At 73.8% G+C, this 18,325-nt stretch carries 21 protein-coding genes and 1 tRNA gene; 4 read left to right on the forward strand and 18 right to left on the reverse strand.

What is annotated here, in order from left to right:
• Positions 1 to 35 precede the first annotated feature (35 nt).
• A tRNA-Leu gene (locus tag ACTMS0_RS00475) sits at positions 36 to 116 on the reverse strand.
• Positions 117 to 258: 142 nt separating this feature from the next.
• Here ACTMS0_RS00475 and ACTMS0_RS00480 point away from each other — a divergent pair.
• Positions 259 to 2,157 carry a hypothetical protein gene (locus ACTMS0_RS00480; protein ID WP_441153063.1) on the forward strand — a complete coding sequence of 633 codons (1,899 nt, stop codon included), beginning with the start codon at positions 259 to 261 and terminating at the stop codon, positions 2,155 to 2,157.
• Between the two features lie 71 nt (positions 2,158 to 2,228).
• Here the strand turns inward: ACTMS0_RS00480 and ACTMS0_RS00485 are convergent, their stop codons facing one another.
• The 12 genes from ACTMS0_RS00485 to ACTMS0_RS00540 form a co-directional block, all read right to left on the reverse strand.
• Complete coding sequence (locus ACTMS0_RS00485) at positions 2,229 to 3,560, reverse strand: NAD(P)/FAD-dependent oxidoreductase (RefSeq protein WP_441153064.1); 1,332 nt, start codon at positions 3,558 to 3,560, stop codon at positions 2,229 to 2,231.
• Between the two features lie 100 nt (positions 3,561 to 3,660).
• Positions 3,661 to 4,221, reverse strand: coding sequence for a hypothetical protein (locus ACTMS0_RS00490; RefSeq protein ID WP_441153965.1), 561 nt, complete (start codon positions 4,219 to 4,221; stop codon positions 3,661 to 3,663).
• A 58-nt stretch (positions 4,222 to 4,279) separates the two neighbouring features.
• Positions 4,280 to 5,701 (reverse strand): DUF58 domain-containing protein, encoded by a 1,422-nt coding sequence (locus ACTMS0_RS00495; protein WP_441153065.1) that lies wholly within the window; start codon positions 5,699 to 5,701, stop codon positions 4,280 to 4,282.
• Positions 5,698 to 6,708: an AAA family ATPase gene (locus ACTMS0_RS00500; protein WP_441153066.1), complete on the reverse strand. Its 1,011-nt coding sequence runs from the start codon at positions 6,706 to 6,708 to the stop codon at positions 5,698 to 5,700. Before ACTMS0_RS00500 ends, ACTMS0_RS00495 begins: the two co-directional genes overlap by 4 nt.
• Positions 6,705 to 7,280, reverse strand: coding sequence for a hypothetical protein (locus tag ACTMS0_RS00505; protein WP_441153067.1), 576 nt, complete (start codon positions 7,278 to 7,280; stop codon positions 6,705 to 6,707). The genes ACTMS0_RS00500 and ACTMS0_RS00505 overlap by 4 nt, the downstream gene beginning before the upstream one ends.
• A 76-nt stretch (positions 7,281 to 7,356) precedes the next feature.
• Positions 7,357 to 8,088, reverse strand: coding sequence for a DUF4129 domain-containing protein (locus ACTMS0_RS00510; RefSeq protein ID WP_441153068.1), 732 nt, complete (start codon positions 8,086 to 8,088; stop codon positions 7,357 to 7,359).
• A gap of 78 nt (positions 8,089 to 8,166) precedes the next feature.
• Positions 8,167 to 8,880 (reverse strand): uracil-DNA glycosylase, encoded by a 714-nt coding sequence (locus ACTMS0_RS00515; protein ID WP_441153966.1) that lies wholly within the window; start codon positions 8,878 to 8,880, stop codon positions 8,167 to 8,169.
• 19 nt (positions 8,881 to 8,899) lie between these two features.
• Positions 8,900 to 9,586: a dienelactone hydrolase family protein gene (locus tag ACTMS0_RS00520; protein ID WP_441153069.1), complete on the reverse strand. Its 687-nt coding sequence runs from the start codon at positions 9,584 to 9,586 to the stop codon at positions 8,900 to 8,902.
• Positions 9,587 to 9,774: 188 nt separating this feature from the next.
• The gene (locus tag ACTMS0_RS00525) at positions 9,775 to 10,245 is read right to left on the reverse strand and encodes an LppU/SCO3897 family protein (protein ID WP_441153070.1); all 471 of its coding nucleotides are present in this window, start codon (positions 10,243 to 10,245) and stop codon (positions 9,775 to 9,777) included.
• A 156-nt stretch (positions 10,246 to 10,401) separates the two neighbouring features.
• Positions 10,402 to 11,427: an HAAS signaling domain-containing protein gene (locus ACTMS0_RS00530; protein WP_441153071.1), complete on the reverse strand. Its 1,026-nt coding sequence runs from the start codon at positions 11,425 to 11,427 to the stop codon at positions 10,402 to 10,404.
• Entirely contained in the window at positions 11,424 to 11,756 is a 333-nt protein-coding gene (locus ACTMS0_RS00535; protein WP_441153072.1) for a PadR family transcriptional regulator, read from the reverse strand. Before ACTMS0_RS00535 ends, ACTMS0_RS00530 begins: the two co-directional genes overlap by 4 nt.
• A 259-nt stretch (positions 11,757 to 12,015) precedes the next feature.
• Entirely contained in the window at positions 12,016 to 12,345 is a 330-nt protein-coding gene (locus ACTMS0_RS00540) for a hypothetical protein (protein WP_441153073.1), read from the reverse strand.
• Between the two features lie 125 nt (positions 12,346 to 12,470).
• Between ACTMS0_RS00540 and ACTMS0_RS00545 the strand changes: the two genes are divergently transcribed.
• Together ACTMS0_RS00545 and ACTMS0_RS00550 are read left to right on the forward strand one after the other, a co-directional pair.
• On the forward strand, positions 12,471 to 13,280 hold the full coding sequence (locus ACTMS0_RS00545) for a helix-turn-helix domain-containing protein (RefSeq protein WP_441153074.1): 810 nt from the start codon (positions 12,471 to 12,473) through the stop codon (positions 13,278 to 13,280).
• Positions 13,271 to 13,474 (forward strand): DUF397 domain-containing protein, encoded by a 204-nt coding sequence (locus tag ACTMS0_RS00550; RefSeq protein WP_441153075.1) that lies wholly within the window; start codon positions 13,271 to 13,273, stop codon positions 13,472 to 13,474. The genes ACTMS0_RS00545 and ACTMS0_RS00550 overlap by 10 nt, the downstream gene beginning before the upstream one ends.
• A gap of 118 nt (positions 13,475 to 13,592) precedes the next feature.
• On the opposite strand, the gene ACTMS0_RS00555 is transcribed toward ACTMS0_RS00550, so the two are convergent.
• Positions 13,593 to 14,525 carry a Ppx/GppA phosphatase family protein gene (locus tag ACTMS0_RS00555; RefSeq protein ID WP_441153967.1) on the reverse strand — a complete coding sequence of 311 codons (933 nt, stop codon included), beginning with the start codon at positions 14,523 to 14,525 and terminating at the stop codon, positions 13,593 to 13,595.
• 8 nt (positions 14,526 to 14,533) lie between these two features.
• Entirely contained in the window at positions 14,534 to 15,556 is a 1,023-nt protein-coding gene (locus tag ACTMS0_RS00560; RefSeq protein WP_441153076.1) for an ArsR/SmtB family transcription factor, read from the reverse strand.
• Positions 15,557 to 15,654: 98 nt separating this feature from the next.
• Between ACTMS0_RS00560 and ACTMS0_RS00565 the strand changes: the two genes are divergently transcribed.
• Entirely contained in the window at positions 15,655 to 16,551 is an 897-nt protein-coding gene (locus ACTMS0_RS00565; RefSeq protein ID WP_441153077.1) for an alpha/beta hydrolase family esterase, read from the forward strand.
• Between the two features lie 24 nt (positions 16,552 to 16,575).
• Here ACTMS0_RS00565 and ACTMS0_RS00570 read toward each other — a convergent pair whose 3' ends face one another.
• The 3 genes from ACTMS0_RS00570 to ACTMS0_RS00580 are packed head-to-tail and all read right to left on the reverse strand — an operon-like array spanning position 16,576 to position 18,324.
• Positions 16,576 to 17,088, reverse strand: a complete 513-nt coding sequence (locus tag ACTMS0_RS00570) for an amino-acid N-acetyltransferase (protein ID WP_441153078.1) — start codon at positions 17,086 to 17,088, stop codon at positions 16,576 to 16,578.
• A gap of 1 nt (position 17,089) precedes the next feature.
• A complete protein-coding gene (locus ACTMS0_RS00575; RefSeq protein WP_441153968.1) occupies positions 17,090 to 17,647 on the reverse strand; it encodes a DUF501 domain-containing protein in 558 nt (185 codons plus the stop codon).
• Between the two features lie 41 nt (positions 17,648 to 17,688).
• On the reverse strand, positions 17,689 to 18,324 hold the full coding sequence (locus ACTMS0_RS00580) for an FtsB family cell division protein (RefSeq protein ID WP_441153969.1): 636 nt from the start codon (positions 18,322 to 18,324) through the stop codon (positions 17,689 to 17,691).
• Position 18,325 lies beyond the last annotated feature (1 nt).

Raw genomic sequence — 18,325 nt, forward strand, 5'->3', positions numbered from 1 at the left:
CCGCGGAGATCACAAAGCTGAGCGATGGCTGAAAGTGCCCGGGGCGGGGGTCGAACCCGCACGCCTTGCGGCAGCCGCTTTTAAGGCGGCCGTGTCTGCCGTTCCACCACCCGGGCCGGTGACACCGGCGCGTCGACGAACGGACCTGGGCGCTGCGTGTGCCGCCGACCCGTTCGACACGCCTGGTGCAGTGTCACCGTAGCGGGTCCTCGGCGACCCGGCGTACCCCGATGCCCGGCCGGCACTAGGGTCGAGGCCGTGAGCAGCGCAGCCCCTCCGGCCCCCGACGCCGCCGCCGACCAGGCTGTCCGCCCCGCCAACAGGCTCTCGCTCCGGCACTGGCCGGCCCGATTGCCGGCCGCGCTCGCCCGCCGCCGCGTGGACCTCGCCGTCACGCTGTCCTTCGTGGCGCTGGCCGGCTGGCTCACCCAGGGCCTCTGGCCCGACCCCGGGGCGCGCGTCCTGTCGCTCAACCCCGAGGACCAGGCCCTCTACGAGTGGTTCCTCGCCGTCGACTCGCGGGCGCTGCTCGGCGACTTCGGTCTGCTCACCGACCGGTTGAACGCCCCCGACGGGGTGAACATGATGACCAACACGACGGTGATCGCCCTCGGGGTGCTGCTGTCCCCGGTCACCCTCCTGCTCGGCGCGCCAGTCACGTTCGCTCTGCTGGCCGCGGCGAACCTCGCGGGCACGGCGACCGCCTGGTACCTGCTCTACACCCGTACGCTGCGGGCCCGGCCGGCTGCCGCCGCGGTGGGCGCCGCCCTCTGCGGGTTCGGCCCGGGCATCATGTCCCAGGCCAACAGCCACCTGCACATGACGGCGCAGTGGCTGGTCCCGGTGATCGTCTGGCTGGTGGTCCGCCTGCTCCGTGCCGTCGACCCGGGGCCTGCCCGGTACCCGGCCGCCACCGACCCGGCCGCCACGGGTCCGGCCGCCCCGGACGCCGCGGGCCCGTCCGTCGCCGGGCCGGACCGGCGGCGCGTCGTCACGTCCGCGGTGGGTCTCGCGGCGGTGGTCAGCGTGCAGGTCTTCATCGGCGAGGAGGTGCTCTTCCTCACCGCGCTCACGCTCCTGGTGATGGCCGTCACGTACGCGGTGACGGACCGCGAACTCGCCCGACGCGCGCTGTCCGGCTTCGCCGGCGGGATGATGCTCGCCACCGGGATCGCCCTGCTCGTGCTGGCGTGGCCGCTGTGGTTCCAGTTCGCCGGGCCGCAGGGCGTCGCCGACGGGATGTTCAGCCCCCACTACTTCTCGGCGGACCTGCGCAGCTGGTGGGCCGTGTCGCCGCTGTCGCTCCTCGGCACCGACTCCTCCGCTCGGCTGACCACCGGGCCGGCGGAGTACAACACGTTCCTCGGCTGGCCGTTGCTGCTGGTCGCCGCCGCCTGCGCGCTCTGGCTCGGCCGCCGCCCGCTCGTGGTGACGTGTGTGGTCGCCACCCTCGTGATGGGGTCGCTGTCGCTCGGCCCGCAGGTGGTGGTCGACGGGAACCGCAGCGCCCTTCCCGGGCCGTACGCCCTGCTCGCCGGCCTGCCGGTGGTGGACGGCGCGCTGCCGATGCGGTTCGCGCTCCCGGCGCTGCCGCTGATCGCCACGGTGCTGGTGCTGGCGGTCGACCGCGCCCTGCGCAGCGGTGGCCGGGCCCGGGCGTGGGTGCCCGCGGCGGTCGGGGTGGCGCTGCTGCCGCTGTTCCCGCTCCCGCTGCCGACCGCCGCCCGGCCGGCCGTGCCCGAGTTCATCACGGCCGGTCACTGGCGGCAGTGCGTACCGTCCGGCGGCGTCCTGGTGCCGGTGCCGCTCGCCACGCCCCGCGAGCCGTGGCCGATGCGCTGGGCCACCGCCGCCGACGCCGAGTTCGGCATGCCCGAGGGGTTCTTCATCGGGCCGTACGGCCGGAACGGCTCGGCGGCGATGGGCGCCGCCCGGCGGCCCACCGCCGTCCTGCTGGACCAGGTGTGGAAGCGCGGCCTCCAGCCCGTCGTCGAAGAGGAGCAGCGGCGACAGGCCGCCCGGGACGCGGACTTCTGGGGTGCCTCGTGCGTGGTGCTGACCGTCGACACGCGGCACGCGGACGGCCTGCGCGGGACGCTGGAGCGGCTCTACGGACCGTCGACCCGGATCGCCGACGCCTGGATCTGGCGCGTCTGACCCCGCCCGGAAACGTTAAGAAGGGCCCCTTCCTCTACCGCAGGCGATAAGAAGGGGCCCTTCCTTACCACTCAGCGGGTGCCGGCACCGACCGGCTGGGAGGCCTCCGCGAACTCCTCGCGCGGGTCGTGCAGCTGGCCGAGGGCGACCACCTCACGCTTGAGGAAGAACGCCAGGGACCAGTCGACCACGACCCGGACCTTGCGGTTGAACGACGGGATCCGGCTCATGTGGTACGTCCGGTGCATGAACCAGGCGGGCCAGCCCTTCATCTTGACGCCGTACACCTGGGCGACGCCCTTGTGCAGGCCGAGGCTCGCCACGCTGCCGGCGTGCTTGTGCTTGTAGTTGACCGGCTCCCGCTCGCGGATGACGTTGACGATGTTGTCGGCCATCCGGGCCGCCTGGCGCACCGCGTGCTGGGCGCTCGGCGAGCAGTAGTTGCCCGGCTCCTTCGTCAGGTCCGGCACGGCCGCGCAGTCGCCGGCGCTCCACGCGCCCTCCACGACCCGGTCGCCGTCGACGACCTGGAGGGTCGGCAGGCAGGTGATCCGGCGCCGCTCGTCGCGCGGGAAGTCGGTGGCGTCCAGCATCGGCGAGGGCTTCACGCCGGCCGTCCAGACGATCGTGTCGGAACGGAAGGTGTCGCCGTCGGAGAGCTTCACCACCCCGTCGACGCAGGACTCCAGGCGGGTGTCCAGCCGGATGTCCATGTTCCGCTTGAGCAACTGCTGCACCGTGTAGGCGCCCATGTCCCGGTCGACCTCGGGCAGCACCCGCTGGGTCGCCTCGACCAGCACCCAGCGCATGTCGTCCGGCTTCAGCTCCGGGTAGTAGCGCAGGGCGTCCCGGGCCATGTCCTCCATCTCGGCGAGCGCCTCGATGCCCGCGTACCCGCCGCCGACGAAGGTGAAGGTCAAGGCGCTACGACGGACCTCCGGGTCCGGGGTGGCGGCGGCGACGTCCAGCCGGTCCAGCACGTGGTTGCGCAGGTAGATGGCCTCACCGATGGTCTTGAAGCCGATGCCGTGCTCGTGCAGGCCGGGGATCGGCAGCGTCCGGGAGACCGAGCCCGGGGCGACCACGATGTGGTCGTACCGGATCTCGCGGGTCGGGCCGGCGATCGGCTGCACCACCGCGGTCTTGCTGGCGTGGTCGATCCGGGTCACCGCACCGGCCAGGACCTTGCACTTGCGCAACTCCCGCCGCAGCGGCACCACGGAGTGCCGGGGCGAGATGTTGCCGGCCGCCGCCTCCGGCAGGAAGGGCTGGTACGTCATGTGGGGCTGGGGGTCCACCACGACGACCTCAGCCTCACGGGAGCTGAGCTTCTTCGACAGGCGCAGCGCCGCGTACAGGCCGACGTGTCCGGCACCTACCACAAGGATCCGCTTCGGATTCACGTCATCTATCTTTCCCCGGCCGGCTCCGCTAATCCCGCGCGCGGCCCTTCGTTGTGACCGAGCACAACCCCTGTGACCTGCGTAACCCTGTTCTCGCCGGTCAGGGGCGGCGCAGCAGCCACCCCAGCAACGCCGTCACCGCCGCCGCGACCGCGAGGCCGGCAACCGTCGCGGCCTGGAGACCGCTCTCCCCACCCGTCCCGGCCAACTCCACCAGGAGCACACCCAGCACCGCGGCACCGAGGACCACCGCGCCGGCCCGCAGCAGCCAGCGGACGACCAGGTCCGGGTCCACCACCGCGTCGTACGGCAGCACCGCGGCGAGCGCACACAGGGTGTGCGTGAGGTAGAGGAGCGCCGCCACGGCGAGCAGCCGCCACAGGGCGATCGGGCGGCCGTACCCGTCGGTGGCGACCAGCCAGCCCGCCACCGTGACCAGCGCCGCGAGGGTCGGCCAGACGCGGCGCGGCGAGAGCGCCGGCAGCAGCGCCACCAGCAGCAGCGCCGCCAGCGGACGCCCGAGCAGCACCTCCGACGGGTACGCGAGCACCAGCCCGAGCAGGGCACTGAGGAAGATTCCGGCACGTACCAGCAGCGGCACCGGGCCGACCCGGGCCACGGCGGTCCGCGCCCCGCGGATCCGCCCGACGACGGTGTCGATCATCTGTGCCCGCCTTCGTTCGTGACTGCGGGACTCCGCTGCGCTGCGTTCATCGCGCTCACCGGGCCCCCGCCCTCGGGGCCGTGGCCAGCCGGGCCACGTCCCGCAGCACCTGGTCGAGGCTGCCCGCCCCGGCCCACCGCACCACCGGCACGCCGTGCTCGCGCAACTGCTCGATCATCGTGTCCCGGTCCAGCCGCCACAGCCGGTACGCCACCTCGGCCCAGCCCCGCCCCTTCGGGGGCGGCAGGTCGGCCGGCAGGGTGTCCACCGCCACCACGAACCGGCCGGAGCGGGCGAGCCGGGCGAGCATCTGCGCGGACCGCTCGTCCAGCAGCGGGGTGAGGACGACCGCCAGCGCGTCCGGCGAGATCATCTGGGTGCCGAACGCGAACTCGGACGGCTCGTGCGGGGAGTTCCCGGCCTGGACGTCCAGCAGCCACTCCAGCACGGTCAGGTAGTGGCGCCGGCCGGTGCCGGGGCGCAGCCGCCGCGCGGCGGGGCCGTACTCCTGGAGGGCCACCCGGTCCCCGCGGTGCAGGTAGTGCTCGGCGATCGCCGCGGCGGCCCGGACGGTGGTGTCCAGGACCGACGCCGCGCCGGTGACCCCGCCGGACGCGCCCGCCTCGGCGAGCACGTCCAGCAGCACCACCACCTCGGCGTCCCGGTCGGAGAGGGTCGCCGCCACGTGCAGTTGCCGGGTCCGCAGGGAGACCCGCCAGTCGATCCGGCGCAGCCGGTCACCGGGAGCGAAGACCCGGACACCGGCCAGCTCGCCGCCCTCACCGGGCCGGCGGGAGTGGTGCGCGCCGACCAGCCCGGCGGCCCGGGGCATCGCCTCGACCGCGTCGAAGGGCTCGGTGACCGGGTAGACCCGGACCCGGGCCGGTTCGACGATCACCGCCCGGGAGACCAGCAGGCCCTGCGCGGCCGCCACCCGGGCACCGGCCGGGCCGAGCGGGTGCCGGCCCCACCGCCGGGCCGTGCCGGTCAGCTCCAGGTCGACCGCCGCGTCGGACGGCACCGCGGTCGCGAACGGGCGCTCCACCACCGAGGGGACGCGCTCCGAGGCGATGGCGGTGGTGGCGCCGGCGAGGGTGGCCCGCTCGATCCGCAGCCAGGGCGACACCCGGGTCCGCAGGACCGCCACGTCGTACCCGACGAGGTCCGGGTTGCCGACGCTGACCGTGCCGCTCAGCTCGCGGCCCTCGGCCAGGTCACCGTCGTCGGCGGTGATCCACACCTGCGGCGCCGTGCCGGGCCGGCGACGCAGTGCGTACGCGGTGCCGAGCGCGATCGGCGCGGCCAGCACGATCAGGTCGACCCGGCCCAGCAGGACGCCGGCGATCAGCAGCAGCCCGGTGAGCAGCACGGCCCGGCCCAGCGCCGGGGTCGGCGCCCAGCCGGACTCCGGCTCGGCCGGCGGCGGCGCGGGTTCCGGCTCGGCCGCCGTGTACGGGGGCGGGGCGGGCACGGTCATCCGAGCCCGGGCCGGCCGGCGGCGTAGCTCGGCAGGGCTCCGCTGGCGGGGGCCGGCGTTGCGGCCAGCACCTCACCGACCACGAAGGACGGGTCGACTCGGCGCAGCCACATCTCCGGGCGCAGGGTGATGCGGTGCGCGAGCGCCGGCACCGCCACGTCCTTGACGTCCTCCGGCACGACGTAGTCCCGACCCGCCATCACCGCACGGACCCGGGCCAGCAGGAGCAGCGCCAGCGAGCCGCGCGGGGAGGCGCCGACCAGCACCGACGGGTGCTCCCGGGTGGCCGCGGTCAGGGCCACGATGTACCGGCCGACCGAATCCTCCACCACCACGTCCTCCAGCGCGGCCTGCATGGCGCGCAGGGTCGCCGAGTCGACGACCGGCTTGATCTCGGCCTCCTCGCGGCGGCGGGCCATCCGGCGACGCAGCACCTCCCACTCCTCCCCGTGGTCGGGGTAGCCGAAGGAGACCCGGAGCAGGAAGCGGTCCAGCTGCGCCTCCGGCAGCGGGTACGTGCCCTCGTACTCGACCGGGTTGGCCGTGGCGAGCACGTGGAAGGGCTCGTCCAGCCGGTACGTGACGCCCTCCACGGAGACCTGCTTCTCCTGCATGGCCTCCAGCAGCGCCGACTGCGTCTTCGGCGGGGTGCGGTTGATCTCGTCGGCGAGGAGCAGGTTGGTGAAGACCGGGCCGGCCCGGAACGCGAAGTCGCCGGTGCGCTGGTCGTACAGGAAGGAGCCGGTCACGTCGGCGGGCAGCAGGTCGGGGGTGAACTGGAGGCGGCGGAAGTCCAGCCCGAGCGCCTGCGCGAAGGTGCGGGCGGTCAGCGTCTTGCCCAGGCCGGGCAGGTCCTCCAGGAGCACGTGGCCGCCGGCGAGGATGCCGGCAAGCACCAGCTCCAGCGACTCCCGCTTGCCGACCACGACCTCGCCGACCGCGTCCAGCACCGCCCGGGCGAGGTGACCGACCTCGGTGGGGGGCATGGTCCGGGACACGTCGTTCATATCTTCTCCAGTTCGGCGACGATCGCCGCGAGGTCACGCGGCGACGGGGGGCGGCGGGACGGCGCGGCGAGAAACGTCCACAGCGGGTCACCCAGCAGGGCCCGGGCCCGGGCGGGATCGGAGTCGCGGGTCAGGCCGTGGCGCTGGCGCAGGCGCTCGTCGGCCAGCTCCCCGAGGCGGGGCAGGATCCGCTCGGCGAACCGCTCGCGGTTGCCCGACGCCCAGTCCAGCGGCCGTTCCCACCCGTTGATCGCGGTGCGCAGTGCGTCCCCGGTGGAGATCACCGTGCCGTCGTCCATCTCGACCCGACGAGCGGCGGCCCGCGGCTGAGGCGGCGGCGCCAGGGACGCGACGATCCGGCGTACCGCGAACAGGGCGACCACTCCGGCCACGAGGACCAGCAACGACACCCGCAGACCCACGGCCCGGAGACCAGCGACCAGAACGACCACGACGGCGGCCACCGCGACGAGGGTCCGCAGCACCTGCCCGACCCGGCCACCGGAGCGCGGCCGGCGGGGCGGCCGGTCCTCCTCGGCGCTGAGCAGGTCGTCGATGCTCGTGCTGCTCATGCCGGCACTCCGCTTCGCTCCGTGCCGCCATGAGGCACCATCGCGCTGCGTTGATGATTCGCTCGCTGACGCTCGCTCATGTCGCCACCCCCGCCACGGCGGTCAGTTCGCCCCGCAACCGGCGCAGCGCGGCCCGGGCCTGGTCGCGGGTGCTCTCGTCCACGGGCCGGGTCGCGTACCGGGCCTCCCGGAAGACGTGCGCGAACTCGGCCAGCACGTCGGCGCTGGCGATGGCCGGGACGCCCGCAGCCGGGTCGCCGCGCAGCAGTCGGGTGACCAGGTCGGTGGGGGTGTCCCCGGCGAGCCGGGACACGCCGGCTCCGGCGGCGGCCTCCTCGAGGCGTACCCAGCAGGCGATGACCGCCGTACGCGGGTCGGTGTCGGCGTCGTCCAGGTCCACCAGGCCGGCGTCGAGAGCCGCCACCACCTCCCGGGCGGTGCCCTCCGCCGTGCGTCGGGGGCGATGCGCGGGCAGCCGCCGGGTGGCCCGGCGGACCGCGCCGCGGACCAGCGTCACGGCGAGGTAGCCGAACGCGGCGAGCAGCGCCAGACCGAGCAGTACCAGCGCCGTCGTGGCGATCCACGACGGGATGCGCGTGCGGGTGTCGTCCGCCGACTCGCGAGGATCGACCGGGATCGAGGGCGCCGGCTCGGCGGTCGGGTACTCCGGAACGAACGGCACGTTCTCCGCCACCGGCGGGACGCGGCTCGCGCCGAGCGACGAGTGCGCGGCCGCGATCGCGGCGACGGCGAGCAGGACGGCGACCGCGGCGACCGGCCACCACCTGCGCAGCACGCTGAGGTCCATTCCGGCCTACCCCGCCGCCGTGGGGGCGTACGGTGGGGGCCGGCGCGTACCGTCCGTCATCGCCACCGTCCGCAGCCTCTACTCCACCCCGGCCAGCCGCTTCGCCCGGGTGAACACCTCGTCCAGCATCCCTGGTGTCAGCCGCCCCGTGAAGGTGTTCTGCTGGCTGACGTGGTAGCAGCCGAGCACCTCCGGTACGGCCGTTCCGGACCAGTGTGCCCCATGCGCGAACCCCGGTCGCGGGCTGGGCGGGCGCACCCCGTACACCTGACGCAGCGTCGGCCACCACGCGGCCCAGGCGAAGGCACCCAGCGTGACCACGACGCGCAGGGTCGGCCGGATCAGCGCGACCTCCCGGTGCAGCCACGGGGCGCAGGTGTCCCGCTCGGCCGGGGTGGGCTTGTTGTCCGGCGGCGCGCAGCGCACCGCCGCGAAGATCCGCGTGTCCCGGAGCGTCAGCCCGTCGTCGACGGCGACGCTGGTCGGTTGGTTCGCGAGCCCGGCCCGGTGCAGGGCGGCGAAGAGGACGTCCCCGGAGCGGTCGCCGGTGAAGATGCGGCCGGTGCGGTTGCCGCCGTGGGCGGCGGGGGCGAGGCCGAGAATCGCGATGCGGGCGGCCGGGTCGCCGAAGCCGGGCACCGGGCGGCCCCAGTACTCCTGGTCCCGGAAGGCCGCCCGGCGGGTGCGGGCGACCTCCTCCCGCCAGTCCACGAGCCGGGGGCAGGCGAAGCAGTCGCTCACCGCGCCGTCGAGGTCGGCCAGGTCGGTCGCCCGCGCGGCGCGGGCGACCACCTCCTCGGGCGTACGCGCCTCAGCCAAGCTTCGCCCGGAAGAGTTCGAGGGTGCGCGCCCAGGCGGTGGCGGCGGCCCGCTGGTCGAAGTTCTCCGGGCGGTCCTCGTTGAAGAAGGCGTGCGCGGTGCCCGGGTAGTCGTACGTCTGGCAGGTGCCGCCGGCGGTCTCGATGGCCCGGCGGACGGTCTGCACGCCGTCGGCCGCCGAGGTGCCGTCGGCCTCGGAGCAGTGGATGACGGCGGCCTTGCCCGCGTAGTCGCTCCACTCCGGACGCATGCCCTCCCAGGGCAGGCGGGGGTAGAAGGCGGCGGTCGCCACGATGCGCTCGGTGCGGGTGGCGGCCCAGAGCGCCAGGCTGGCCCCGGCGCAGAAACCGGCACAGCCGATCTTGCCGGTCACCTCGAGGCGGCCGGCGAGGTAGTCGGCCGCGCCCGCGATGTCGGCGGCGGCCTCGTCCATCTGCGTGCTGTTCAACATCTGGCGGGGCTCGTCCGGCTTGCTGGCCGGCCCGCCGTGCCGGAAGTCCGGGGCGAGGGCGACGAAACCGGCCTCGGCGAACCGGTCGACGACCGCCCGGACGTGGGGTACGAGGCCCCACCAGTCCTGGATGACGATGACCGCCGGGCTGGCCGCACCGCCGGACGGTATCGCGAGATACCCCTCGCCCGTACCCCCGTTGCTCCGGTACGTCACCATCTCGCCCATCGGCCGTCCTCCTAGCGGTCAGTCATCGTTGGCTGGTCGCCCAGTGGTCCTACGTGCCGGTAGCCTGCCACGCCGCGACCGCGCCGGGAAGACGCCGGAGAAGTGGCATTCACCTCCTGTTAGACCGGGTACGACAACGGCGGCGCGGGTGCCCACCCGCGCCGCCGTCGATGTCGCTGGTGCCTTGGTCAGGCCTTCTTCGTCAGGCAGAGCAGGTAGCCCGTCTTGCCCGGCTCGATGGCGGAGAAGACGTAGCCCTCCTGGCCCTCCTTGAAGAACTGGTCGCAGGCCGCACCGGTCTCGGCCTGCGCCTCGGTCTGGCCGTCGACCCGGCCGACCACCGTGTACGCGGCCTCGGTGGAGGTGCACTCGACCACCTTGGCGCCGTCGACCTCCTCCTGCTCGGTGCCGGTCACCTCGGGCAGCTCGGCGATGCAGTCACCGGCCTTCGCGTCGGCGGTCTCGTCCTGGTTGAGGAAGCCCCCGACGCCGAACTTGAGACCGGCGATCACCAGGAAGGCGACGACCGCGCCGACGATGCCGAGCATCTTCTTGCGACCGGACTTCTTGGCCGGCTCCTCGACCGGCGGCGGCACCTGGGCACCGGGCTGGGGCTGGGCGGCGTCCGGTGCGGGGGGCGGTGCGACCTGCTCTGACACGGGAATTCCTTCCGAGGGGTGAATGTGCGGACGACACCGTAGCGATCATCGACGACGCCCGCCGCCCCGTGGACCTCATCCATTCAGCCATTTCCCAGGAACAAGGAAGGGCCCCTTCTTAACGCCTGGCGTAGTGAAAGGGCCCCTTCTTAACGCTCAGCCGGTGGGCTCCGCGCTCGGCGACGCCGGAGTCGGCGATGCGGACACCGTGGCCGCAGCGCTCGCCGTGGGTGCGGGAGTCGCCGTGGGCGCGGCGGTGGCAGTCGGCCCGGCCGAGGCGGTGGGCAGCGGCGGGAGGACCGGCTCGGGCGCCGTCGCCGTCGGGCGCGGCGCGAACGGCGCTGCCTCCGGGCAGTACGGGTACGCGCGGTGCAGCGGGTTGCCCGTGCCGTTGGGATCCCGGAGGTCGGGACAGTCCGGGTAACCGAGACGGATCGGGTCACCGTTCTGGTCGAAGAGTCGGGCGTTCTCCACCAGCCGCCCCTCGCTGTCGTACACGAAGACGTCCCGGATGTGGTCGTACCGGCCGTCGATGGAGATCTGCTGGTAGCCGTAGTCGTTCCAGCGGGCGCGGTCGTCCACGCTGACCAGCCCGACCAGGGCGAAGACCACCAGTACGGCGTGCCCGGCGAGCAGCAGTTGGCGCTTCGGTCGGCTCAACCCGGCCGTGCGGTGGCCGAGCCAGATCGAGGCGAGCACGCTGCCGCCCAGGAGAACCAGCCCGGCGAGTTCACTGCCGTTGAGGCTCGGCAGCAGACCGAACGAACCTCCGGTGGTGATCACCGTGATCAGCATGGCCGCGAGGTAGCCGCGCACCACCCACCAGGCCGGGTTGAGCAGCCGGAGGAACTCGCTGGCCGTGGCGTACCCGAGGGGTGGTCCGAGCTGGGCGTCCCACCGCCGTACCCGCGCGCGGAGCCGGTCCCCCGCAGCCCCGAACCGGCGGTTGAAGCGACGATCGCCGCGCGCGGCGCCGACGCCGGCCGCGGTGCGCAGCTCGACGGCGTACGCCTCGGGCTCGCCCAGCCGCTCGACCAGCGACCCGTCGGCCTCGGCGGCGACCTCGGCCAGGTGCTCCGCCAGGTCCTCGGTCAGCTCGTCGCGGACGGCCGGCGGCAGGTCGGCGAGCGCGGCCCGGACCCGGGCGACGTAGTCGGTGATCTCCTGCTCCGTGACGGTCATGCCGCCAACCCCCGATCGTCGAGCAGTGTGTCCATGGTGGTGGCGAAGGAACGCCAGAGCTTGCCGGACCGGGTCAGCTGGTCGCGGCCGGCGGCGTTCAGTGAGTAGTACTTACGGTGCGGCCCGGCTTCGCTGGGCACGACGTACGTGGTGAGCAGGCCGGCGGCGAAGAGGCGGCGCAGCGTGCCGTAAACGGAGGCGTCGCCGACCTCGTCCAGGCCGGCCTCGCGCAGGCGGCGCAGGATGTCGTAGCCGTAGCCGTCCTCGTCGCGGAGCACGGCGAGGACCGCGAGATCCAGCACGCCCTTCAAAAGTTGCGTGGTGTCCACGCATTGCACACTAGTGTGCAATGCGAAGTACCGTCAACGACCCCGCCGGTACGCCACCGCCCCCGCAGGCCGCTCTTTCAGAGAAAGAGTGGCCATGGAGCGCGAGATACGCACTCTTTCCGTGAAAGAGGGGGGTGGAGGAGGGAGCGCGCGGCGCGTGCTCTCCCGGCGGCACGTACGCCGCTGGCTCGACGGGCTGACCGGGGTGGCCCTGCTCGGCTTCGGCGCCCGCCTCGCCACCGCACGCGCCTGACCGCCATCAGGCCGCGCGCGACGACGCCCGGTCCGCGTTCCGCAGCAGATCGTTGAGTACGCGCACCAACGCGCGAGCCTGCGCGAGGTCGATCGGCCACCACTCGACGTCCTCACCGACGGAGAGTTCGACTGCCACACCCTCGGCGCCCGCCGGTCCCACGTCCATCCTCCAGAGGCCGGCACGAACCTGGATCACCTCGTCGCCGCGAGGCGCGACCGACCACAGGCCGGACAGATGCAGCGCGGTCGTCCCGCACTCGTTCTCAGACTCGCACCACGCCGGGTGGCTGCGTCGAATCGCCACTTCACCGCTCCTCGCCTCCGATGTGGGCACGTTGTGAGCCCAGCGTCATTCACATCCTGGTGATCGGACGACTACGGTGGGAAGTCGCACCGCGGCCACGTGTTCGGCGGTGACCATCCCGGTGAAGTCGTGTGGAACCCGGTGAGCGAGGTGTGATGACCAAGCCACAACCTTCGACGCTTGATCTCCTGGCCGGTGAGCTACGGCGACTGCGCACCGAGCGCGGGCTGAGCCAGGAGGACTTGGCCCGGCGGATCAACTACTCCGGCTCGCTGGTCGGCATGGTGGAGATCGGTCGGCGTACGCCGTCGCTCGACTTCATCCGTCGGGCGGACGAGGTGCTGGAGAGCGGCGGGCTGCTGGGACGGATCCTGCCCCTGGTCAGCCTGGAGACCGCCCCGGCCTGGTTTCGGCCCTGGGTAGCGGTGGAGCAGGAGGCGGCGACCCTCTGGTGGTTCGAGATGTCGGTGCTGCCAGGCCTCCTCCAGACCGAGGCGTACGCCCGCGTGGTCCTCGGGGACGGCGGCCTGGTGCCGGAGGAGGAGATGGAGCGGCGGCTGGAGGCCCGGCTACAGCGGCAGCAGATCCTCGTCCGGTCACAGCCACCGCAACTCGTCGCGGTCATCGACGAGAGCATCCTGCGCCGCGCGGTGGCCGATCATTTCGGCGTCATGCGCGAGCAACTCGATCATCTGATTGCGCTGGCCGCGCGACCGCAGGTCCACCTACATGTGATTCCCGCCGAGGTGGGCGTTCACGCCGGGGTGGCCGGACCGTTCATCCTCGCCGGATTCGCCGACGGGACCTGGGTCGCCCACCTGGACAGCCCGTTGCGAGCGCAGGTGCTCGATCGCTCCGAGGAGATTGCCAGCCTGCACCGCCGGTGGGAGAGTGTCCGGGCAGAGGCCCTCTCCCGGCGACAGTCGCTGGCCCTCATGCAGGAAGTGGCGAAGACATGGAGCTGACCGGCGCCCGGTGGCGCAAGTCGACCCGCAGCGGAAACGGCGGCGCCTCCTGCGTGGAGGTCGCTGACAACCTGCCCGGTGTGGTGCTGGTCCGCGACAGCAAGGACCGGTCGGGACCTGTCCTCACCTTCGACCCGGCCTCGTGGTCCGACTTCGTCACCACCGCTCGGCGCGGAGCCTTCGAGCCGAGTTGATCAGCCGGCCAGACGACGGAGCGGCTCAGCGTCACGCTCGGCCACCTCACGGGCCAGGTCCCTGAAGCGAGCCTGACGGTCTGGCAACCGGGATGGCGCGTCCATGTCGCTCACTCCACTACCCCTGTAGGGACCAGGCGATGCCGTCGAGGATGTCGTGCTCGGAGGCGACCACGGAGTCCATGCCGGCGCGTTCCATGATCACGCGCAGCACCAGGGCGCCGGCGCCGATCACGTCGGCCCGGCCCGGGTGCATCACCGGGATCGCCAGTCGCTCGTCCCGGGTCTTCGCCAGCAGGTCGGTGGTCACGTCGGCGACCTGGTCGTACGACACCCGGGCGTGGTGGATGCGCTCCGGGTCGTACTCCGTCAGGCCCTGGGCGATCGCGACGACGGTCGTGACCGACCCGGCGAGCCCGACCAGCGTGGCGGCCTCCCGGCCCGGCACCGCGTCGAGCGCCCGGTCGACCGCGACCGCGATGTCGGCCTGCGCGGGGGCGATCTCGTCCAGGCCGGGCGGGTCGCCGTGCAGGTGCCGCTCGGTCATCCGGACGCAGCCGATGTCCATGGAGATCGCCGCGTCGACGCCGCCGGCGCGGGTGCCGACGACGAACTCGGTCGAGCCGCCGCCGATGTCGACCACCAGGTACGGCTCCCGCGCGTCGGCGGGCAGCCCGCGGACCGCGCCGGTGAACGACAGTCGCGCCTCCTCGTCCCCGGTCACCACCTCGGGGGGCACGCCGAGGGTCTCCTCCACCATGGCCCGGAAGTCGGCGGCGTTCTGGGCGTCCCGCGTGGCCGAGGTGGCGCACATCCGCACCCGCTCGGCACCGAACTTCTCGATCTCGGCGGCGTAGTCGGCGAGCGCCACCCGGGTGCGCTCGATCGCCTCCGGGGCCAGCCGGCCGGTGCGGTCGACGCCCTGGCCCAGCCGGACGATCTCCATCCGGCGGCTCACGTCGACCAGCGGCGCGGCGGGGCCCGCCGCCGGGTCGGGCAGGTCGGCGATCAGCAGGCGGATCGAGTTGGTCCCGCAGTCGATGGCGGCCACGCGCGTCGTCACGCCCGCAACCCTACGGCAGCCGGCCCGTCGGTCGGCGGGATGTCGCACTGGCTCAGCAGGTGCAGCCCGAGCGGCGTCAACCGGTGCAGCACGGACCCGCCGACGCGGTGGCTGCCGACCAGTCCGGCGGCGCGGAGCCTCGCGGCGTGCTCGGAGGCGGAGGCGAGGCTGATGTCCGCGCCGCGGGCGAGGGCGCTGGTGGTGTGCGGACCCGGCTCGGCGAGCCGGCGCAGCACCGCCGCCCGGGTCCGGCCGAGCAGTCCGACGAGTGGGTCCCGGCCGGGTGCGGCGGCGGCCGGCAGCAGCATCGGCGCGGGATACGCCAGCAGCACCGGCCGGCCCGGCTCGACCAGCACCCGGGGCCGCGTACCGGCCAGCGGGGTGGGCACCAGGAGCAGGCCGTGGCCGGTACCGGGCAGGTCCCCGCTCCACCACGTGTCGACCTCGAGCACCGGCGGGCGCCACCGGATCGCCGGGTGCAGGCCGCGGAGCAGGCCGTCCAGACCGGACGTCGCGTAGCGCTGCGCCGCGATGGCGACCTGGTGTCGGTGGGCGAGCGCCAGGGCCGGCCAGTGCGGGGCCAGCACCCCCTCGTAGTACGTGCGGGTCGCCTGGACGAGCAGGTCGAACACCTCGGGGTCGGCCGCCGCGAAGCGGCGCCGCAGCGGCGTGCCCGGCAGGTCGGCGTACGCGCCGGCCACCTCGGAACGGACCCGCGGGACCGGGGTCGCCCGGATGGCGTCGAGGCCGGCGTCCAGCGAGTCGAGGCCGTCGAACGGCGTCAGGAAGTCCGGTAGCCGGCCCCGGGCGGGCAACAGGTGCCGAAGGGCGGCGCTGGCCGCCCGGACCGCACCGACCCGGGCGACCACGGCGGCCCGGTCGAGCAGCGCCGGCGCCGTCGGCGCCACGGTGGACCCGCGCAGCGCCTGGCTCGCCAGCACGGTCGTGCCGACAGGGTGCGGGCGGTCGGAGAAGAACACCCGACCCAGGTCCGCCGGTCGTAGCCGCAGGCGAAGCATGCGAGCAGCCTGTCAGCTCTTCGGCGTACGCCGAAAGGGTTGTTCCGGCGGCGGCCGCGATCCCAGGGTGGGCACGACGGACCACGAGGGGACGGGGTATGCGGCGGGCGACTGCACTGGTGCTGGCAGCGGTTCTGACGACCGGAGCGGCGTGCGGCGGGGATCCGCCCTCGCCGGCGGCGCCCCCGTCGGCTTCGGCCTCGGCCTCGGCAGCCGCGGAGCGGCCGGCGCCGGGCGACCACCGGCTGACCGTACGGCACGGCGGGACGGACCGGACCTACCTGTTGCACGCCCCGCCCGGCTACGACCCCGGCCGGCCGGTGCCGCTGGTGATCGCGCTGCATTTCTACCCGGGCAGCGGGGAGGAGCTGCGCGAGATGGTGGCCCTGGACGCGAAGGCGGACCGGGAGAACTTCCTGGTCGCCTACCCGGACGGGCAGCATCGCGCCTTCAACGCCCTGATCTGCTGCGGATCGGCCGACGACGTCGGGTTCCTCAAGACCCTCGCCGGCCACCTGGTCGACGCGTGGGGCGCCGACCCGGAGCGGATCTACCTCACCGGGATCTCCAACGGTGGCGACATGAGCTTCCGGGCCGCCGTCGAGAGCGACGGGCTGTTCGCCGCGATCGGCGTGGTCAGCGGCGGCTACATCGGTCCCCGGACCGAGGCGGAGGACTACGTGCCGAAGCGGCCGGTGTCGGTGATCACGTTCGTCGGCGGCCAGGACGTCTACGCCGGCGACTTCGAGGACGGCCTGCGCACCTGGCAGCGACGGCTCGGCTGCCGCGCCCGTCCCGCCGCCGCACCGGCACCCAAGGTCACCCGGACCGACGCCCGCTGTTCCGACGGCAGCGACGTCACCGTCTACCGGCTGGCGGAGATGAGCCACTCCTGGCCGGGTGCGCCGGACGGGCAGCTCGCCGACCCGACCGCCGGTGTGGTCGCCACCGACCTGATCTGGGACTTCTTCGCGAAGCACCCACGCCGGTCGTGACGGGTGGTGACCCTGGTCGGCCGGTCAGAGGCGCAGCAGCATCCGGGTGTTGCCGAGGGTGTTCGGCTTGACCCGCTCCAGGTCGAGGAACTCGGCGACACCCTCGTCGTACGAGCGCAGCAGCTGCTCGTACACCGGGTGCGGCACCGGCGCGCCGTCGATCTCGGTGAAGCCGAACGAGCCGAAGAACCGGGTCTCGAAGGTCAGCACGAAGATCCGCGCCACGCCCAGCTCCCGGGCCGCGTCGATCAGCTCGCCGACGATCCGGTGGCCGATCTTGCGCCCGCGGTACGCCGGGTCGACCGCCACCGTGCGGATCTCGGCGAGGTCCTCCCACATGACGTGCAGCGCCCCGCAGCCGACCACCGTGCCGTCCGGCGCCACCGCGACCCGGAACTCCTGCACGTCCTCGTAGAGGGTGACCGTCGCCTTGCTGAGCAGCCGCCGGTCGTCCGTGTACGTGTCGATCAGGCGGCGGATGCGCCGGACGTCGGTCGTCCGGGCACGCCGCACCACGATCTCGTCGGCGGCGGTCATCTCACTCGTCCGCCGGCACGTCCACGCACGGCCCGGCGGCCCACCACGGCTCGATCAGGCCCAGCGTCTCGTCGCCGAACGGGTTGACGCCGGGACCGGCGCCGAGCGCGTGCCCGAGGTGCACGTGCAGGCACTTCACCCGGCCCGGCATCCCGCCGGCCGAGATGCCGGCGATCTCCGGCACGTGGCCGATCGCCTCCCGGCGGGCCAGGTAGTCCTCGTGCGCCGCCCGGTAGTGCGCGGCCAGCTCCGGGTCCTCCGCGAGCCGGTCGGCCATCTCCTTCATCAGCCCGGCCGACTCGAGGCGGCTGCACGCGGCCGTCGCGCGGGGGCAGGTCAGGTAGAACAGCGTCGGGAAGGGCGTGCCGTCGGACAGGCGCGGCGTCGTCTCCACCACGTCGGGCAGGCCGCACGGGCACCGGTGGGCCACCGCCTGGGTCCCGCGCGGCGGGCGGCCGAGCTGCGCGGCCACCGCCGCCAGGTCGGCCTCCGTGGCCGGTTCCCGCTGCGGCAGGGGTACGGAGGCAGCCGCCGGCTCCTGCGGTGGTACGACTGTCACGCTGCTCATTCCTCGTTCGGTGCGGTGTGCTGATCCGGCGCTCAGGCGTCCGGCCGGTCGCCGTTGGCCGCCGCCACGCTCGACCAGAGCGTGTCGTACCAGGCGTCGGGCTCTGCCGGCTCGGCCGGAGCGGACGGCCGGCCCGCGTCCCGGGCGGCGCCCTCCGGGTCGCGCAGCACCACCATGATGTTCTCGTCCGGGCGGACCATGAAGAACCGTTCCCGGGCCTTGGTCTCGATGTACTTCGGATCCTGCCACTTCGCGGCCTCGGCGGAGAGTCGCTCGATCTCCTTCCGCTGGGCCGTCTGGGCGGCCTCCATGCGGGCGATGTCGGCCTGCTGGTCCAGGTAGACCCGCACCGGGTAGGTGTAGCCGAGGGCGAGCGCGATCAGCACCGCGAACAGCACGGTGGCCCGCCCGGTGAAACGTCGGGGGTGGGGTGCGGCGAGCCGCTTGACGTTGCCACCGCTAGCCGTCCGCCGGGCGGCGGGCCGGTTCGCGGAGCGTACGCCGTCGGTGGCCCGGGCGGCGCCGGGCGCGCGACCGGCGGTCGCCCGCGGCTCGGCGCGGACGCCGCTCTCCCGGACCGGCCGGGCACCGCGTGCCCCGCCCGGCCGACCGGTCTGACCCGGCCGGCGGGCGGGACGCTGACCACCCGGCGTGCGGCGCTGCTGCATC

This window comes from Micromonospora sp. H33 (assembly GCF_052068455.1).
In the GTDB taxonomy this organism is placed as follows: domain Bacteria; phylum Actinomycetota; class Actinomycetes; order Mycobacteriales; family Micromonosporaceae; genus Micromonospora.

What these genes read in the sequence shown, in the direction of transcription:
- ACTMS0_RS00495 (WP_441153065.1), bottom strand. Translation starts at nt 5,701, where the DNA reads ATGACCGTGCCCGCCCCGCCCCCGTACACGGCGGCCGAGCCGGAACCC.
- ACTMS0_RS00500 (WP_441153066.1), bottom strand. Translation starts at nt 6,708, where the DNA reads ATGAACGACGTGTCCCGGACCATGCCCCCCACCGAGGTCGGTCACCTC.
- ACTMS0_RS00505 (WP_441153067.1), bottom strand. Translation starts at nt 7,280, where the DNA reads ATGAGCAGCACGAGCATCGACGACCTGCTCAGCGCCGAGGAGGACCGG.
- ACTMS0_RS00510 (WP_441153068.1), bottom strand. Translation starts at nt 8,088, where the DNA reads ATGGACCTCAGCGTGCTGCGCAGGTGGTGGCCGGTCGCCGCGGTCGCC.
- ACTMS0_RS00520 (WP_441153069.1), bottom strand. Translation starts at nt 9,586, where the DNA reads ATGGGCGAGATGGTGACGTACCGGAGCAACGGGGGTACGGGCGAGGGG.
- ACTMS0_RS00530 (WP_441153071.1), bottom strand. Translation starts at nt 11,427, where the DNA reads ATGACCGTCACGGAGCAGGAGATCACCGACTACGTCGCCCGGGTCCGG.
- ACTMS0_RS00545 (WP_441153074.1), top strand. Translation starts at nt 12,471, where the DNA reads ATGACCAAGCCACAACCTTCGACGCTTGATCTCCTGGCCGGTGAGCTA.
- ACTMS0_RS00550 (WP_441153075.1), top strand. Translation starts at nt 13,271, where the DNA reads ATGGAGCTGACCGGCGCCCGGTGGCGCAAGTCGACCCGCAGCGGAAAC.
- ACTMS0_RS00560 (WP_441153076.1), bottom strand. Translation starts at nt 15,556, where the DNA reads ATGCTTCGCCTGCGGCTACGACCGGCGGACCTGGGTCGGGTGTTCTTC.
- ACTMS0_RS00565 (WP_441153077.1), top strand. Translation starts at nt 15,655, where the DNA reads ATGCGGCGGGCGACTGCACTGGTGCTGGCAGCGGTTCTGACGACCGGA.
- ACTMS0_RS00570 (WP_441153078.1), bottom strand. Translation starts at nt 17,088, where the DNA reads ATGACCGCCGCCGACGAGATCGTGGTGCGGCGTGCCCGGACGACCGAC.
- ACTMS0_RS00580 (WP_441153969.1), bottom strand. Translation starts at nt 18,324, where the DNA reads ATGCAGCAGCGCCGCACGCCGGGTGGTCAGCGTCCCGCCCGCCGGCCG.